This is a genomic window from Citrobacter europaeus (assembly GCA_020099315.1).
In the GTDB taxonomy this organism is placed as follows: domain Bacteria; phylum Pseudomonadota; class Gammaproteobacteria; order Enterobacterales; family Enterobacteriaceae; genus Citrobacter; species Citrobacter europaeus.
Genome location: CP083650.1, coordinates 4,509,130 through 4,526,002, shown reverse-complemented (window position 1 = coordinate 4,526,002; position 16,873 = coordinate 4,509,130). Strand labels below are relative to the sequence as shown.

Annotated in this window: 14 protein-coding genes; 7 read left to right on the top strand and 7 right to left on the bottom strand. The window is 52.8% G+C overall.

All coding sequences use genetic code 11. The annotated features are described in order from the left end of the window. Window positions 1-47: 47 nt before the first annotated feature. Together yhdP and tldD are read left to right on the top strand one after the other, a co-directional pair. Complete coding sequence (gene yhdP / locus LA337_21125) at window positions 48-3,848, top strand: AsmA2 domain-containing protein YhdP (GenBank protein ID UBI15629.1); 3,801 nt, start codon at window positions 48-50, stop codon at window positions 3,846-3,848. A gap of 163 nt (window positions 3,849-4,011) precedes the next feature. Beyond that, entirely contained in the window at window positions 4,012-5,457 is a 1,446-nt protein-coding gene (gene tldD, locus LA337_21120) for a metalloprotease TldD (protein UBI18530.1), read from the top strand. Between the two features lie 48 nt (window positions 5,458-5,505). On the opposite strand, the gene LA337_21115 is transcribed toward tldD, so the two are convergent. Both LA337_21115 and aaeR read right to left on the bottom strand, forming a co-directional pair. Further along, window positions 5,506-6,120, bottom strand: a complete 615-nt coding sequence (locus LA337_21115) for a YagU family protein (GenBank protein ID UBI15628.1) — start codon at window positions 6,118-6,120, stop codon at window positions 5,506-5,508. 228 nt (window positions 6,121-6,348) lie between these two features. After that, window positions 6,349-7,263, bottom strand: coding sequence for an HTH-type transcriptional activator AaeR (aaeR, locus tag LA337_21110; protein UBI15627.1), 915 nt, complete (start codon window positions 7,261-7,263; stop codon window positions 6,349-6,351). 184 nt (window positions 7,264-7,447) lie between these two features. On the opposite strand from aaeR, the gene LA337_21105 reads away from it, so the two are divergent. From LA337_21105 to LA337_21090, 4 genes are all read left to right on the top strand, one after another. Next, window positions 7,448-7,651, top strand: a complete 204-nt coding sequence (locus tag LA337_21105) for an AaeX family protein (protein UBI15626.1) — start codon at window positions 7,448-7,450, stop codon at window positions 7,649-7,651. 7 nt (window positions 7,652-7,658) lie between these two features. Continuing rightward, window positions 7,659-8,591, top strand: a complete 933-nt coding sequence (gene aaeA, locus LA337_21100; GenBank protein UBI15625.1) for a p-hydroxybenzoic acid efflux pump subunit AaeA — start codon at window positions 7,659-7,661, stop codon at window positions 8,589-8,591. Between the two features lie 5 nt (window positions 8,592-8,596). Beyond that, the gene (gene aaeB / locus LA337_21095; protein ID UBI15624.1) at window positions 8,597-10,564 is read left to right on the top strand and encodes a p-hydroxybenzoic acid efflux pump subunit AaeB; all 1,968 of its coding nucleotides are present in this window, start codon (window positions 8,597-8,599) and stop codon (window positions 10,562-10,564) included. 119 nt (window positions 10,565-10,683) lie between these two features. Continuing rightward, window positions 10,684-10,962, top strand: coding sequence for a hypothetical protein (locus tag LA337_21090; protein UBI15623.1), 279 nt, complete (start codon window positions 10,684-10,686; stop codon window positions 10,960-10,962). Between the two features lie 57 nt (window positions 10,963-11,019). Here the strand turns inward: LA337_21090 and yhcN are convergent, their stop codons facing one another. Further along, the gene (gene yhcN / locus LA337_21085) at window positions 11,020-11,286 is read right to left on the bottom strand and encodes a peroxide/acid stress response protein YhcN (GenBank protein UBI15622.1); all 267 of its coding nucleotides are present in this window, start codon (window positions 11,284-11,286) and stop codon (window positions 11,020-11,022) included. Window positions 11,287-11,661: 375 nt separating this feature from the next. Further along, window positions 11,662-12,132 (bottom strand): transcriptional regulator ArgR, encoded by a 471-nt coding sequence (gene argR, locus LA337_21080; protein UBI15621.1) that lies wholly within the window; start codon window positions 12,130-12,132, stop codon window positions 11,662-11,664. A gap of 436 nt (window positions 12,133-12,568) precedes the next feature. On the opposite strand from argR, the gene mdh reads away from it, so the two are divergent. Beyond that, a complete protein-coding gene (mdh, locus tag LA337_21075; GenBank protein UBI15620.1) occupies window positions 12,569-13,504 on the top strand; it encodes a malate dehydrogenase in 936 nt (311 codons plus the stop codon). A 95-nt stretch (window positions 13,505-13,599) separates the two neighbouring features. Here the strand turns inward: mdh and degS are convergent, their stop codons facing one another. The 3 genes from degS to LA337_21060 form a co-directional block, all read right to left on the bottom strand. Beyond that, window positions 13,600-14,667 carry an outer membrane-stress sensor serine endopeptidase DegS gene (gene degS, locus LA337_21070; protein UBI15619.1) on the bottom strand — a complete coding sequence of 356 codons (1,068 nt, stop codon included), beginning with the start codon at window positions 14,665-14,667 and terminating at the stop codon, window positions 13,600-13,602. A gap of 89 nt (window positions 14,668-14,756) precedes the next feature. Further along, window positions 14,757-16,124: a serine endoprotease DegQ gene (gene degQ, locus LA337_21065; protein UBI15618.1), complete on the bottom strand. Its 1,368-nt coding sequence runs from the start codon at window positions 16,122-16,124 to the stop codon at window positions 14,757-14,759. A 168-nt stretch (window positions 16,125-16,292) separates the two neighbouring features. After that, the gene (locus LA337_21060) at window positions 16,293-16,691 is read right to left on the bottom strand and encodes a DUF1043 family protein (GenBank protein ID UBI15617.1); all 399 of its coding nucleotides are present in this window, start codon (window positions 16,689-16,691) and stop codon (window positions 16,293-16,295) included. Window positions 16,692-16,873: the final 182 nt, after the last annotated feature.

Genomic DNA, 16,873 nt, shown 5'->3' with positions numbered 1-16,873 from the left:
CAAGACGGTTTTGTGAGTCACATTTTTTGGTAGACAAGGAGAGGCGCGTGAGGCGATTGCCGGGGATATTACTGCTCACTGGAGCCGCATTCGTTGTCATCGCAGCGCTGCTGGTCAGTGGACTGCGCCTTGCGCTACCTCATCTTGATAGCTGGCGCCCGGCGATCCTTGGCAAGATTGAATCCGCCACCGGCCTGCCCGTTTCCGCCAGCCAACTTTCCGCTAACTGGCAAAATTTCGGTCCTACGCTTGAAGCGCGCGATATCCATGCGCAGCTGAAAGACGGTGGGGAATTTTCGGTCAAGCGCGTCACGTTAGCGCTGGATGTCTGGCAAAGCTTGCTACACATGCGCTGGCAGTTTCGTGATCTCACCTTCTGGCAGTTACAACTGCGCACCAATACCCCCATCCAGCGCAGCGAAAGCGGTGATGGAATTGAAGCCGATCACCTCAGCGATCTCTTCCTGCGCCAGTTTGATCATTTCGATCTGCGCGACAGTCAGATTAGCTTTTTAACCCTCTCAGGCCAGCGTGCTGAACTGGCGATCCCACAGCTTACCTGGCTGAACGGTAAAAACCGGCATCGCGCTGAGGGGCAGGTCAGTCTCTCCAGTCTGACCGGGCAGCACGGCGTTATGCAGGTGCGTATGGATCTGCGTGACGACAACGGACTATTGAATAACGGTCGGGTCTGGCTTCAGGCCGACGACATCGACGTCAAGCCGTGGCTGAATAAATGGATGCAGGATAACGTTGCGCTGCAGACCGCGCGTTTTAGCCTGGAAGCATGGATGACGATCAGCAAAGGCGTGGTTTCCGGCGGCGATGTCTGGCTGAAAAAAGGCGGGGCAAGCTGGCTGGGTGAAAATCGTACGCACACGCTCGCCGTCGATAATCTGACGGCGCACATCAGCCATGAAGGGCCGGGCTGGCAATTCTCTATTCCCGATACCCGTATCACCATGGATGATAAACCCTGGCCGAGCGGGGCGTTAACGCTGGCCTGGATACCAGAACAGGAAGTCGGTGGTGAGAATAACAAACGCAGCGACGAGCTTCGCATTCGTGCCAGCAATCTGGATCTGGCCGGGTTAGAAGGGCTGCGTCCGATGGCATCCAGGCTATCGCCTGCGCTGGGGGATATCTGGCGAGCTACGCAGCCGAGCGGCAAGATAGATGTGCTGGCGCTGGATATCCCGTTACAGGCGACAGAAAAAACCCGCTTCCAGTCCTCGTGGACCGATCTGGCCTGGAAACAGTGGAAGCTGCTGCCAGGGGCAGAACACTTCTCCGGTACGCTTGCGGGAAGCGTGGAAGATGGGGCGCTAACCGCTTCCATGCAGCAAGCCAAAATGCCGTATGAAACCGTCTTTCGCGCACCGCTGGAAATAGAGAGCGGCGTGGCGACGCTAAGCTGGCTGAAAAATGATAAAGGCTTTCAGTTAGATGGACGCAACATCGATGTTAAAGCGAAAGCGGTACGCGCGCGCGGCGGTTTTCGCTATCTGCAGCCCGTCGGTGATGAGCCATGGTTGGGCATTCTGGCAGGCATCAGCACCGACGATGGCTCTCAGGCCTGGCGTTATTTCCCGGAAAACCTGATGGGCAAAGAGCTGGTTGACTATCTCAGTGGCGCTATTCAGGGCGGCGAAGCGGATAACGCCACGCTGGTGTATGGCGGCAACCCACATTTGTTCCCCTATCTCCATAATGAAGGGCAGTTTCAGGTCCTGGTGCCGCTTCGCAATGCGAAGTTTGCTTTCCAGCCCGACTGGCCCGCGCTGACTGACCTCAATATTGAACTGAACTTCATTAACGACGGTCTGTGGATGAAGACGGATAGCGTTAATCTGGGTGGTGTGAAGGCCAGTAATCTGACGGCCAACATCCCCGACTATGCAAAAGAAAAACTGCTGATTGATGCCGATATCAACGGGCCGGGCAAGGCGGTCGGACCTTATTTTGATGAGACGCCATTAAAGGATTCTCTCGGCGCCACGCTCGAGCAGTTGCAAATTGACGGCGATGTGAATGCTCGCTTACATCTTGATATTCCGCTGGACGGCTCGCTGGTTACCGCTAAAGGCGACGTCAACCTGCGTAATAACAGCTTGTTTATTAAACCGCTCGACAGCACGCTGAAGAATTTGAACGGCAAATTCAGCTTTATCAACGGCGATCTGCAAAGTGAGCCGATGACGGCGAACTGGTTTAATCAGCCGCTGAACGTCGACTTTTCTACGACCGAAGGAGCGAAAGCCTACCAGGTCGCCGTGAATCTACAAGGTGACTGGCAGCCAACCCACATGGGGATTTTACCGGCGCAGGTCAACGACGCGTTGAGCGGAAGCATGGCGTGGAATGGCAAAGTGGGAATCGATCTTCCGTATCATGCCGGGCCGACCTACGACATTGAGCTAAAGGGCGACCTGAAGAATGTAAGTAGTCACTTACCTGCTCCGCTGAATAAAGCTACCGGTGAGGCGTTGCCGGTGAACGTTAAGGCCAGGGGCAATCTGCGCAGCTTTGATCTGACCGGCAACGCTGGCAGTAAGAATCACTTTAACAGCCGCTGGCTACTGAATCAGAAACTGACGCTTGACCGCGCAATCTGGACGTCGGAAAGCCGCACCGTGCCCGCGTTACCCGATCAGCAAGGCATTGAGCTTAACCTTCCCCCTATGGATGGCGCGCAGTGGCTGGCGTTGTTCCAGAAAGGCGCTGCAGATAATGTTGGTACCAACGCCAACTTCCCTCAACGGATCACGGTGCGGACGCCATCGTTATCCCTGGGTGGTCAGCAGTGGAATAATTTGAGTATCGTCTCTGAGCCTGCGAGCAACGGTTCCATCGTGCAGGCGCAGGGTCGTGAAATTAACGCCACGCTGGCGATGCGCAATAATGCGCCGTGGCTGGCCAATATTAAGTATCTTTATTACAACCCAAGCGCGGCAAAACCGTCACCGAATAGCACGCCTGCCTCGCCGTTCTCCGCCATCGACAACGTCAGCTTCCGTGGCTGGCCGGACCTTCAGCTACGCTGTGCAGAATGCTGGATGTGGGGACAGAAATACGGGCGCATTGACGCCGATGTGGCGATTAAAGGCGACACGCTCACCTTGAATAACGGTCTGTTGGATACCGGTTTTGCCAGACTGACCACCGACGGCGTATGGGTGAATACGCCGGGCAAGGAGCGGACGTCGCTGAAAGGTAAACTGAGCGGCAGTAAAATTGACTCCGCGGCCGGCTTCTTTGGCGTATCAACGCCGATTCGCAATTCTTCGTTCAACGTGGAGTACGATCTGCACTGGCGTAACCCGCCGTGGGAGCCAGATGAAGCCTCGCTGAATGGCATTTTGCGTGCCCGGTTGGGTAAAGGTGAGATAACCGAACTCAGTACCGGACATGCGGGGCAGCTATTACGCCTGCTGAGCTTTGATGCGTTGTTGCGTAAACTGCGTTTTGATTTCAGCGACACCTTCAGTGAAGGCTTCTATTTCGACTCGATTCGCAGCACGGCGTGGATCAAAGATGGCGTGATGCATACCGATGACACGCTGGTGGACGGTCTGGAAGCCGACATTGCGATGAAAGGCTCAGTGAACCTGGTGCGCCGGGAACTGGATATGGAAGCCATCGTCGCACCAGAAATCTCAGCTACCGTAGGGGTTGCCGCCGCGTTTGCCGTCAACCCGATTGTGGGTGCGGCGGTGTTTGCCGCCAGTAAGGTTCTGGGACCGCTGTGGAGCAAAGTCTCGATTCTGCGTTATCGCATCACCGGTCCGGTCGATAAGCCGCAGATTAACGAAGTTCTGCGTCAGCCGCGCAAAGAAAGCCAGCAATGATTTGACGGGGGCGAGTAATTGCCCCAATCTCAGTACAGTGATCTTCTACCGCAGTCCGTAGGCCGGAAAAGGCGTTCACGCCGCCATCCGGCATTGAAGTGCCTGATGGCGACGCTGGCGCGTCTTATCAGGCCTACAACAGAAACTAATGAGTACCAAAACGATGAGTCTGAACCTGGTAAGTGAACAATTGCTAGCGGCGAATGGCCTGAAACATCAGGATCTGTTTGCCATTCTGGGCCAACTGGCCGAACGCCGTCTTGATTACGGCGATCTCTATTTTCAGTCGAGCTATCACGAATCCTGGGTTTTAGAAGACCGCATCATTAAAGACGGTTCTTACAATATCGATCAGGGCGTTGGCGTGCGCGCCATCAGCGGCGAAAAAACAGGGTTTGCTTATGCAGACCAGATTAGCCTGCTGGCGCTGGAGCAAAGCGCCCATGCCGCGCGAACTATCGTTCGTGATAACGGTGACGGCAAAGTAAAAACGCTGGGGGCGGTAGAGCATCAGGCGCTTTACACTTCGGTTGATCCGTTACAGAGCATGAGCCGTGAAGAGAAACTGGATATTCTGCGCCGCGTAGACAGCGTGGCCCGCGCCGCCGACAAACGCGTCCAGGAAGTGACCGCCAGCCTGACCGGTGTTTATGAACTGATCCTGGTGGCAGCGACTGACGGTACGCTGGCCGCTGACGTCCGCCCGCTGGTACGCCTGTCCGTAAGCGTACAGGTCGAAGAGGATGGTAAGCGTGAGCGCGGCGCCAGCGGCGGCGGTGGTCGTTTTGGCTATGACTATTTCCTTGGTGACCTTGATGGTGAGGTTCGTGCCGACGCGTGGGCAAAAGAGGCCGTACGCATGGCGTTAGTCAATCTGTCTGCAGTTGCAGCCCCTGCGGGTACGCTGCCGGTGGTACTCGGCGCTGGCTGGCCTGGCGTTTTGCTGCATGAAGCGGTCGGTCATGGTCTGGAAGGTGACTTTAACCGTCGTGGCACCTCGGTATTCAGCGGTCATATGGGTGAGCTGGTAGCGTCAGAACTGTGTACCGTTGTGGATGATGGCACAATGGCGGATCGTCGTGGTTCCGTGGCTATCGATGACGAAGGTACGCCGGGTCAGTACAACGTGCTGATCGAAAACGGCATTCTGAAAGGCTACATGCAAGACAAACTGAATGCGCGTCTGATGGGCGTGGCGCCAACGGGTAATGGTCGCCGTGAATCTTACGCGCACCTGCCGATGCCGCGCATGACCAACACCTATATGCTGCCGGGGAAATCCACGCCGCAGGAAATCATCGAATCCGTTGAATACGGTATTTATGCGCCTAACTTCGGTGGCGGCCAGGTGGATATCACCTCCGGGAAATTCGTATTCTCGACGTCCGAAGCGTATCTGATTGAAAACGGTAAAGTGACCAAACCGGTGAAAGGCGCAACGCTGATTGGCTCCGGTATCGAAGCGATGCAGCAAATTTCGATGGTGGGTAACGACCTGAAACTGGATAACGGGGTTGGCGTTTGCGGTAAAGAAGGGCAGAGCTTGCCGGTGGGCGTGGGCCAGCCGACGCTGAAGGTGGATAACCTGACCGTAGGTGGCACCGCCTGAACTGAAAGGGTATAAAAATGGCGCTACTCTTGGGTAGCGCCATTTTTTTTAGCGTATATTGCCCAGCGGAATTTCAGGGTCTGGTTCGTGAGTGATGCGGTTACGCAAATCACGACGAATAATTTCGATCGACCAGAACCAGATAAGATGCCCTGCGATTTCAGATACGTGCTCGTACCACGGCAGTTCAAAGAGCGGAGGCGTCAGCCCCATCAGCGGGAACGAGATCATATGGACAAAAAGCTGAGCTAACGCGCCAGCCAGCAAACCCTGCCAAAGCTTAATTTTAGGGAAGACTTCTGCAACGATGCAATAACCTACGGCAAAGACGATAGAGAAAATAATATGCGTCACGCCAACCCAGTTAAATATATGCCCGGCAAATGTATATACAGCGGCGTTAGGATCGACAACGCCCAACCAGTCGCGTAAAAATATATAGGGAGGATTTAAGAAGTTGCGTGAGCAATCAATCTGGCTGGCTGCTCTTATTAATTGTTCCGGTCCACATGCGCCGGTGAATAAATCAGTAGGGCTGCGTGGAGGAAGGGGAACCTCTGCTCCCCATTTGACGAAAGAGGAGACGATCCCTGCAATCAAGCCAATAAACGCGGCGAGCCCGTAGCGCCTGCGCGAAGGTTGTGTTTGTTCAAATAGATTCATTTCTGATCCTTGCTTTAAGACATCCTGAAAAATATATTATTATTCATGCTGCTAACAATAAAATAACTGCCTGTATGTCAGGCCACTTACACGGTAAATGGTGAGTGGCGGTGGTGTCAATTATCTATTTTTGATAGGGTGCTGGAGTGAATTCTGAATTGTCAGAGGACAATCCAGGAAATATTCATGAGAAATATTCTTCTCGGGATGTTTTAATTATTCCTTTCGTCATCCTCGGACGCCCTGAAAAACGCCGACCACATCGACAAAATAATCCGACAGGTAGTTAATCACCACCTGGACCTTGAGCGGCAGTTTGTCTTTTTCGGTATACAGCGCATAGACCGGACGCGGATCCGACTGATAGCGGGGAAGCAGGATCTCCACTTCGCCACGATTGATCTCATTGATCACCCACATCAACGGCACATAGGCGATCCCCGCGCCTGCGGCCAGCCAGCGAACCAGCGTCATCGGATCGTTAGTCACGAATCGCCCCTCTGGGATCAGCCGGGTAGAGATCCCCTCCGGAGCAATAAGCTCGAACTCATTATCCGGGCGCACGCTGTACTCCAGCCACGAGTGGTTGCTGAGATCGGCGGGCTTCTCCGGGACGCCAAACTGCGCGAGATAGCTTTTAGCGGCGCAGACCACCATCGGCATAGCACCCAGGCGACGTGAAAACAGGCTGGAGTCCTGCAACGCGCCGACGCGAATAACCACGTCCAGACCATCGGCGATTAAATCCGGTGCCGGGATGCCGGTTACCAGATTTACGGTCAATCCTGGATACTCTTTCAGCATCTTTGAGGTCAACCCAGCGAGGACATTTTGTGCCATGGTTGAAGAACAGCCAATGCGCAGGGTGCCGATGGGGGTGTTGTTAAAGGCATAAAGCTGCTCGTGAACATCCTGTGCTTCGTGCAGCATTCGGCGGCAGCCCTGATAATAAATTTTTCCAGCTTCGGTTAGCCCAATGCTGCGTGTGCTGCGGTTTAGCAGCTTGACCTGTAGCTCATCTTCCAGTTTAGAGACCGTCTGGCTTATCGATGATACGCTCATTTGTAGCTGTCTTGCGGCGGCGGTGAAGGAGCCCAGTTCGACAACTTTGGCAAACACCGACATACGTTTTAATCGTTCCATTGTTCACTCTGGCTTAAAAGTGATTTAGATCACATAATATAGATAACAGCATAACAGTTACGTTAATATATTATTATTCAAATAACAGCTATGTCGCTCTCGCCTGGCTCATCCTTGCCCTTCTCTGCGGTGACATACGCTAGAAAATCTATCATCTGCACTCTCTTAAGCTACCAAGGTCAACATGAGTCTGTTTCCCGTTATCGTGGTGTTTGGTCTGTCCTTCCCACCGATTTTTTTCGAATTACTTTTGTCACTGGCGATTTTCTGGCTGGTGCGCCGGGTACTGGTTCCGACTGGCATCTATGATTTTGTCTGGCATCCGGCTCTGTTTAACACCGCGCTGTATTGCTGTCTGTTCTATTTAATAACGCGCCTGTTCGTTTGAGGTTGAAGTGAAAACACTAACAAAAAAACTCTCCCGTACGGCCACGACTCTCGTACTGGTCATTCTGGCCTTCATTGCCATTTTCCGCGCATGGGTGTTCTACACCGAGTCGCCGTGGACGCGTGACGCCCGATTCAGCGCCGATGTCGTTGCCATTGCGCCGGACGTGGCGGGTCTTATTACCAACGTTAACATCCATGATAACCAACTGGTGAAAAAGGATCAGATCCTGTTCACTATCGATCAGCCTCGTTATAAAAAAGCCCTTGAGCAGGCTGAAGCTGATGTCTCTTATTACCAGGTTCTGGCGCAGGAAAAACGCCAGGAGGCCAGTCGTCGTAACCGGCTGGGCGTACAGGCCATGTCTCGTGAAGAGATTGACCAGTCAAACAACGTCCTGCAAACCGTATTACACCAGCTTGCGAAGGCGCAGGCGACCCGCGATCTGGCAAAATTAGATCTGGAACGTACCGTGATTCGCGCGCCAGCAGATGGCTGGGTGACTAACCTGAATGTCTATAGCGGCGAATTTATTACGCGTGGCTCCACGGCGGTGGCGTTGGTCAAACAGCATTCTTTCTATGTGCTGGCCTATATGGAAGAAACCAAACTGGAAGGCGTTCGCCCTGGATATCGCGCCGAGATCACCCCGCTTGGCAGTAATAATGTACTGAAGGGCACCGTTGATAGCGTGGCGGCTGGCGTAACGAATGCCAGCAGCACGCGGGATGCAAAGGGTATGGCAACCATTGATTCCAATCTTGAATGGGTGCGTCTGGCACAGCGTGTACCGGTGCGAATTCGTCTTGATGAGCAGCAGGGAACCCTGTGGCCTGCCGGGACTACGGCTACCGTCGTTATTACCGGCAAGCGAGATCGCGATGCAAGCCAGGAATCCTTCTTCCGTAAAATGGCGCACCGCCTGCGCGAGTTTGGTTAATCGCGATGGGTATTTTCTCCATTGCCAACCAGCATATCCGCTTTGCGGTAAAACTGGCGTGCGCGATTGTACTGGCGCTGTTCGTTGGTTTTCACTTCCAACTTGAGACCCCGCGCTGGGCGGTGCTGACCGCAGCCATTGTGGCGGCGGGCCCGGCTTTTGCCGCCGGCGGAGAACCTTATTCAGGCGCTATCCGCTATCGCGGCATGCTGCGTATTGTCGGGACATTTATTGGCTGTATTGCCGCACTGATCATTATCATCAGCATGATCCGCGCCCCGTTATTGATGATCCTGGTGTGTTGTATCTGGGCCGGGTTTTGTACCTGGATCTCATCGCTAGTGAAGATCGAAAACTCCTACGCATGGGGACTTTCGGGCTATACGGCGCTGATCATCGTCATTACCATCCAGGCTGAACCGCTGCTGACGCCACAATTTGCGCTCGAACGCTGTAGTGAAATTGTGATGGGGATTGTCTGCGCCATTGTGGCCGATCTGCTCTTTTCGCCCCGTTCGGTGAAACAAGAGATTGATGTTGAACTGGACAGTCTGCTGGTGGCGCAGTATCAGCTTATGCAGTTGTGCATAAAGCATGGCGACAGTGAGGAAGTGGACAAAGCCTGGGGCGATTTAGTCAGGCGTACGGCGGCGCTGGAAGGTATGCGCAGTAACCTGAACATGGAGTCCTCACGCTGGGTGCGCGCTAACCGCAGACTGAAAGCATTGAACACGTTGTCGCTCACGCTTATCACGCAGTCCTGCGAAACCTATCTTATTCAGAACACCCGACCGGAACTGATCACTGACACCTTCCGCGAGTTGTTCGATACACCGGTTGAAACGGTGCAGGATGTCCATAAACAGCTGAAGCGGATGCGTCGTGTGATTGCCTGGACCGGCGAGCGCGAAACGCCGGTTACGATATATAGTTGGGCAGGCGCCGCGACACGCTACCTGCTGCTCAAACGCGGTGTGGTGAGTAATACCAAGATTAGCGCTACGGAAGAAGAGATCCTGCAAGGCGAGCCGGTGGTGAAAGTGGAGTCTGCCGAGCGCCATCATGCAATGGTCAACTTCTGGCGCACTACGCTTTCTTGTGTGCTGGGAACCTTATTCTGGCTGTGGACCGGCTGGACCTCTGGCAGCGGCGCAATGGTGATGATTGCGGTTGTCACCTCGCTGGCAATGCGTTTGCCCAATCCTCGCATGGTGGCGATAGACTTTATTTACGGTACGTTGGCGGCGTTACCGCTTGGGGCGCTCTATTTCCTGGTGATTATCCCCAATACGCAGCAAAGTATGCTGTTACTGTGCCTGAGCCTGGCGGTGCTGGGATTCTTTCTGGGGATTGAGGTACAGAAACGACGACTGGGTTCGATGGGAGCGCTGGCCAGCACCATTAATATCATTGTGCTGGATAACCCGATGACCTTCCACTTTAGCCAGTTCCTTGACAGTGCGTTGGGGCAGATTGTTGGCTGTGTGCTGGCGTTTATTGTCATTATGTTGGTGCGCGATAACTCTCGTGACAGAACGGGGCGTGTGTTGCTCAACCAGTTTGTCTCGGCGGCGGTTTCAGCAATGACCACCAACGTGGTACGTCGTAAAGAAAACCACCTCCCGGCGCTTTATCAGCAGCTGTTTTTATTGATGAACAAATTTCCTGGCGATCTGCCGAAGTTTCGCCTGGCGCTGACAATGATCATCGCACATCAGCGCCTGCGCGATGCGCCGGTACCGGTGAACGAGGATTTATCCGCATTCCACCGCCAGCTTCGCCGTACTGCCGATCGCGTGATTTCCGCAGGAAACGACGACAAGCGCCGACGCTATTTTAGCCAGTTGCTGGAGGAGCTTGATATCTACCAGGAAAAATTAATCATCTGGCAAGCTCCACCGCAGGTGACCGAACCGGTAAAACGGCTCAGTGGGATGCTGCATAAATACCAGCATGCGCTGGTCAGTAATTAAGAGTTGAAAACCGACGCTAAAAGCGTCGGTTTTTTTATGGCTATACTTAGCTGAAAATACGAGAGACCCCTGTATATGGGCGGTCTGTAGAGTGGCTGGCGTCGGGATGGTGGCTATAGATGAACATCTATACATTTGATTTTGACGAGATAGAAGACCAGGGTGATTTCTATCGCGAGTTTACGCGCACGTTCGGTCTCGCCCGGGAAAAGGTGGTTGATTTAGATTCTCTGTGGGAGGTGGTTATCGGGGAAGTTTTACCGCTGCCGCTGGAGATTGAATTTGTCCATTTACCGGACAAGCTGCGCAGGCGATACGGCGCGCTGATTTTACTGTTCGATGAAGCGGAAGAAGAGCTGGAAGGACAGCTGCGCTTTAACGTTCGCCACTCAACGTAAGGCATAAAAAAGCCCCCGGCAGGCGGGGGCAAGTCGTCGGACTTAGACGACGAGGGTTTATTTGTAGAGTTCTGCAGTTGCGTGCCAGTGAGCGCCTTCACGGAGTTCGGTGACGCGATAGCTGCTGGCGCCCGCTTTTTCAGCTTTAGCGGCGATGGCCTGACGCATATCCATTGGTGAGCTACCGATCTGAGATACGGAGATGCTGCCCATGGATTGCAGGTTCTGTGCTTCTTGTGAGTTCACCTGAGTAACCGCGGCGCTTGCGCCGAAAGAGAGAACAGAAAGAAGGCTTAAGGTTGCAATAGTAGTTTTGATTTTCATGATATTTACCTCGTCGAATTCTTTTATAGGGGTCTGCGTTTCGTGACCCTCATCACAAAATCAAGTATACACTAATCACGCGATAAATTAATACCACGCTAATTGTTTCCCGGCGTATTAAGTGTTAAGAAAAATATTTTTTATAACAAAATGGAATTAAAAAGAGAGTTATAAACGCCGATTGTTGAGTAAATGCAATAAAATCATGCAGATATAAAATTTTGCAAAATGTGCGCTTTTGAACATGCACATTCACTGCGTGAATGACTTTTGACGGTTAAACGCACCATTTGTTAAATGAATGACAGTGGAAAGTAGAGGGAGGAGGGAGAAATCAGAGGTTTTTCCCCGCCGCGAAGCGACGGGGAGGAGACATTACAGCTCTTGTTCGAACAGTTCCAGAATGGCTTCGTACAAATCTTTTACCGTAAAGCCCTTAGCTGGGGTGGTGAAGATGGTATCGTCACCGGCAATCGTACCCAGAATACCTTCCGCTTTACCCAATGAATCCAGCAGACGTGCGATCAACTGAGCAGCGCCAGGGCTGGTATGAATAACCACGACCGCATCGTTATAGTCGATATCCAGTACCAGATTTTTCAGCGGGCTGGAGGTAGTAGGTACTCCTAACTCTGCCGGCAGGCAGTACACCATTTCCATTTTCGCATTGCGGGTACGCACGGCGCCAAACTTGGTCAGCATGCGAGAAACCTTGGACTGATTGATATTATCAAAGCCCTGATCCTGCAACGCGAGGACGATTTCGCCCTGAGAGCTGAACTTTTCTTCTTTAAGCAGCGCTTTAAACGCCTTTACTAATTCTTCTTGTTTTGCCGAGCTTCGCATAAGTCACCCGTAATATGGCGGTAGAAACAACATTATTGTGCATACAGATGAATTTTTATGCAAACAGTCTGCCTTGTTCAAGGCTGAAATAATGTTATGAAAGAGCGGAATTTTATCAAATTTCGTTATCAAGAAACATGCCTGTGTCACGGCTCGCAAATAAGCTTAAAAGTAAATTAAATGTTATCAAATTGATGTTGTTTTGAGAGGTGGGTAGGGTATATTGTCAGCACCTGTTGGAAAGTTGCTCTACTGTGCGGGTGGTTTTGAATTACGTAACTTAGGTTTTATTTTACGTAAGTTAAATGCATAAAAGCCAAATTTGCGTGACTACGCATTCTTGACGCGTGGTTGTTGTATTCGTTGGATTTGTGAATTAAGGTCGCCGCCGCGGAGCAATAGACACTTTGCTTATCAATATAATAAGGAGTTTAGGATGAAAGTTGCAGTCCTCGGCGCTGCTGGTGGTATCGGTCAGGCGCTAGCATTACTGTTAAAAACCCAACTGCCTTCAGGTTCAGAACTCTCCCTGTACGACATCGCTCCAGTAACGCCTGGTGTGGCCGTTGATTTGAGCCATATCCCTACTGCTGTGAAAATCAAAGGCTTCAGCGGTGAAGACGCTACCCCTGCACTGGAAGGTGCTGATGTGGTACTGATCTCTGCGGGTGTCGCACGTAAACCGGGTATGGATCGTTCCGACCTGTTCAACGTCAACGCGGGTATCGTGAAGAACCTGGTGCAGCAGGTTGCTAAAACCTGTCCGAAAGCGTGTATCGGTATCATCACCAACCCGGTAAACACGACCGTCGCTATCGCTGCAGAAGTGCTGAAAAAAGCAGGCGTATACGATAAGAACAAACTGTTTGGCGTGACCACGCTGGACATCATCCGCTCCAACACCTTTGTTGCGGAACTGAAAGGCAAGCAGCCTGGCGACGTTGAAGTCCCGGTTATTGGCGGCCACTCTGGCGTGACCATTCTGCCGCTGCTGTCACAAATTCCTGGCGTAAGCTTCACCGAGCAAGAAGCCGCTGACCTGACCAAACGTATCCAGAATGCGGGTACTGAAGTTGTGGAAGCTAAAGCTGGTGGCGGATCTGCAACCCTGTCTATGGGTCAGGCTGCAGCTCGTTTCGGCCTGTCACTGGTTCGCGCACTGAGCGGCGAAAAAGGCGTGGTTGAATGTGCTTACGTTGAAGGCGACGGTCAGTATGCTCGCTTCTTCTCTCAGCCGCTGCTGCTGGGCAAAAACGGCGTAGAAGAACGTCAGTCTATCGGCAAGCTGAGCGCGTTTGAACAAGCTGCGCTGGAAGGTATGCTGGATACGCTGAAGAAAGATATCACTTTGGGCGAAGAGTTCGTTAAGTAACGAACGGCCAGAAAATAAAAAACCGGAGCCTGGCTCCGGTTTTTTTATGCACCACACTTTTATAGCCGGATAAAGTACGTTATCCGGCGCTAACGTCAGTTTGTCGCAGGGTATTCCTGAATCGTCACCTGCAGCGTCAGCTGTTTGTCATCACGCATCACGACGACGGAGATAACCGAACCAGGGCGAATCTCTGCCACCTGGTCCATCGTTTCCAGCGCAGATACCGCCGGTTTGTTATTGACCGAGATAATCAGATCGTTAACCTGAATGCCCGCCTGCGCTGCCGGACCGTCCGGCGCTACTTCGTTAACCACAATCCCCTGAATTTGATCCATTCCGCCACCCTGAGCGTGCAGTGGGGCAATTTCACGACCGCTGATGCCGATGTAGCCACGAATCACGCGCCCGTCACGAATCAGCTTATCCATGATTTTAGTCGCCAACTGAAACGGAATGGCAAAGCCGATCCCTTCCGGGGTTTCGCCATCGTTGCTCTTATCAAATGACAGCGTGTTAATACCCATTAACTCGCCCAGCGAGTTAACCAACGCGCCGCCAGAGTTACCGTGGTTGATGGAGGCATCGGTTTGCAGGAAGTTTTGCCGCCCAGTCGGGTTCAGGCCAATACGGCCGGTGGCGCTGATAATCCCCTGAGTGATGGTTTGCCCAAGGTTGTACGGGTTACCAATGGCGAGAACCACATCGCCGATGTGCGGCACGCGTTTATTATTAATTGGGATTGTCGGCAGGCCGCCAGTGGCGTTGATTTTCAGCACCGCAAGGTCGGTTAACGTATCAGAACCCACGAGCAGTGCTTCAAATACACGTCCATCCTGCAGTGCGACGATGATTTGGTCGGCATCATTAATGACGTGCTTATTGGTAATGATATAGCCGCGCTGATCCATGATAACGCCTGAGCCGAGCGTGCGGATCTCAAGCTGGTTGTGCGCGGTACTGTTCATACTGCGGTTATAAACGTTCACGACGGCAGGCGCTGCACGGCGAACCGCCGGGTTATAGCTGGCGGGTGTTTCATCTGCACTGTCGAACTGCGGTGCGGTAAGTGTATTTATTTTGCGCAGAGAGGGCATCGCGGCCAGCAGAATAGCGCCGACGATTAAACCAATCGCGACCGAACGTAAAAGCTTCACAAACATGATGGCGGCGTCATTAATAAAGGGAACGGCAGCAGCATATCACGAGTTTACCGGACATCACACGGGGGGCTGATGTCCGGTTGCAGGCGTTAACGCAGGAGCAGGTAGATAGTTTCGTTTCCGCGAACCACCTGCAGAGCAATGATCGACGGTTTCGCTTCCAGCACTTTGCGCATTTCGGCGATCGAGTTTACGCGATCGCGGTTAACGCCAATAATAACGTCATCTTTATGCAGACCGGCCTGCGCGGCTGGACTGCTTTTTTCAACGTTATCAATTTTGATGCCTTTGGTGCCGTCTTTTAGCTGACCATCGCTGAGCGTAGCCCCTTGTAACGCAGGTGCAATCATCTCCGCACTGGCGGACGATGATGTACTGGTATCCAGGGTGACTTCAACCTCCAGCGGTTTACCGTTACGCAGCAGACCCAGTTTGACTTTGGTCCCTGGTTCGGTTGTCGCAATGCGTGAACGCAGTTCGGCGAAGCTGTTGAGCGGTTTGCCGTTGAGACTGGTAATGACGTCGCCGGACTTTACTCCTGCTTTTGCGGAACCGGAGTTAGGCAGAACCTCGCTGACAAACGCGCCGCGCTGCACGTCCAGTTTGAACGCTTTGGCGATGTCGGAGGTCATTTCGGTACCTTTAATGCCCAACAGGCCACGTTTAATTTCACCAAACTGCATCAGCTGCTGCGCCAGCGTGCGCGCCATGTTGCTCGGGATTGCAAAGCCAATGCCGATACTGCCGCCGCCCGGGGCCAGAATCGCGGTGTTAATTCCAATCAGCTCACCGTTGAGGTTAAGCAGCGCGCCGCCGGAGTTGCCCCGGTTGATGGAGGCGTCGGTCTGAATAAAGTTCTCCAGACCTTCCAGGTTCAACCCGCTGCGACCCAACGCCGATACGATGCCGGAGGTGGCTGTTTGCCCCAAACCAAACGGGTTCCCCACGGCCACCGCGAAATCACCCACGCGGAGTTTATCGGAGTCGGCAATGGCAATTTGTGTCAGGTTGCTGGGATGTTGAATTTGCAGCAGAGCGATATCGCTCTGATCGTCGCTGCCGATAAGCTTAGCGTCGAACTCACGGCCATCATTAAGCTGAACGCTGATTTTTTGCGCCTGGTTAATGACGTGGTTATTGGTCAGGACGTAGCCTTTGGCAGCATCAATAATGACCCCTGAACCCAGCCCTTCAAACGGTTGAGAAGGTTGATCGGGAAGTTCATCACCAAAAAACTTTTTGAACTCTTCCGGGACTTTCTGTCCCTGAGTGGCGGTGCCTTCGACCCTTACGCTCACCACGGCAGGTAACACTTTCTCCAGCATCGGGGCGAGGCTGGGAAGCGCAGCCTGACCGGGAACCTGGCCGGGAATTGACGCTGCGGCCGGGAATGGCGCCGAGAGAGTTAACCCGACACTTAACGCTAATGCACTCAACAGCTGGGTTTGTTTTTTCATGGATCCTGCTCTCGTACCTTGAGTAAACGGAAGATGATTCAAAACAGTTTGATGTTATTGAATTTTCGGTTTGGTCACAATGAGGCTAACGACTAAATAATAGCTGGGACGGGAAGAGAAGCGGAGGGCGCAATTGCTGCGCCCAATAAATTTCTTAACGATGTGCGGTTAGTCGCGCTTTGCGCCGCTACGCAGCAGGCCTGATGCCCCTTCAGAATAGTCACGCGGCATCTGAACCGGCGCCTGATCGTTGCCTGCTTCGGACTCTGCCAGACGATTACGGAACGGGTTGTTTTCTGGCGACATACCCGGCAGCAGGTTGCTGGAGCTTTTCGCCATATGCTGGTAGATCTGACGATAATCGTCCGCCATGTTATCCAGCAATTCAGCGCTGCGGGCAAAGTGGCTCACCAGCTCTTCGCGGTACTCTTCCAGCTCAGCTTTATTTTTTTCCAGTTCGTACTGCAATGCCTGCTGTTGGCGTAATTTACGATTACCAAAACGCATGGCTACAGCACCAATAATGATACCGACGACTAACCCAATTAGCGCATATTCCCAGGTCATGAACATCTCCCGTTGTCTTGTGTTTCCGTAGGGTGTTGGCTTTAGGCCCCATGCCCGCGCCTGATTATGCCACTATAACCGCTAATCCCGTAGAAGTGGAATCCCGTGTTTATATCACGTAATGTAGAACGGCCTTTTTTTCGTCAACCGTGAGCGACGGCACATCGATTCTCAAGGAATAA

Coding starts and splice junctions, on each gene's coding strand:
- tldD (UBI18530.1), top strand. CDS start 4,012: ATGAGTCTGAACCTGGTAAGTGAACAATTGCTAGCGGCGAATGGCCTG.
- LA337_21115 (UBI15628.1), bottom strand. CDS start 6,120: ATGAATCTATTTGAACAAACACAACCTTCGCGCAGGCGCTACGGGCTC.
- aaeR (UBI15627.1), bottom strand. CDS start 7,263: ATGGAACGATTAAAACGTATGTCGGTGTTTGCCAAAGTTGTCGAACTG.
- LA337_21105 (UBI15626.1), top strand. CDS start 7,448: ATGAGTCTGTTTCCCGTTATCGTGGTGTTTGGTCTGTCCTTCCCACCG.
- aaeB (UBI15624.1), top strand. CDS start 8,597: ATGGGTATTTTCTCCATTGCCAACCAGCATATCCGCTTTGCGGTAAAA.
- LA337_21090 (UBI15623.1), top strand. CDS start 10,684: ATGAACATCTATACATTTGATTTTGACGAGATAGAAGACCAGGGTGAT.
- yhcN (UBI15622.1), bottom strand. CDS start 11,286: ATGAAAATCAAAACTACTATTGCAACCTTAAGCCTTCTTTCTGTTCTC.
- argR (UBI15621.1), bottom strand. CDS start 12,132: ATGCGAAGCTCGGCAAAACAAGAAGAATTAGTAAAGGCGTTTAAAGCG.
- mdh (UBI15620.1), top strand. CDS start 12,569: ATGAAAGTTGCAGTCCTCGGCGCTGCTGGTGGTATCGGTCAGGCGCTA.
- degS (UBI15619.1), bottom strand. CDS start 14,667: ATGTTTGTGAAGCTTTTACGTTCGGTCGCGATTGGTTTAATCGTCGGC.
- degQ (UBI15618.1), bottom strand. CDS start 16,124: ATGAAAAAACAAACCCAGCTGTTGAGTGCATTAGCGTTAAGTGTCGGG.
- LA337_21060 (UBI15617.1), bottom strand. CDS start 16,691: ATGACCTGGGAATATGCGCTAATTGGGTTAGTCGTCGGTATCATTATT.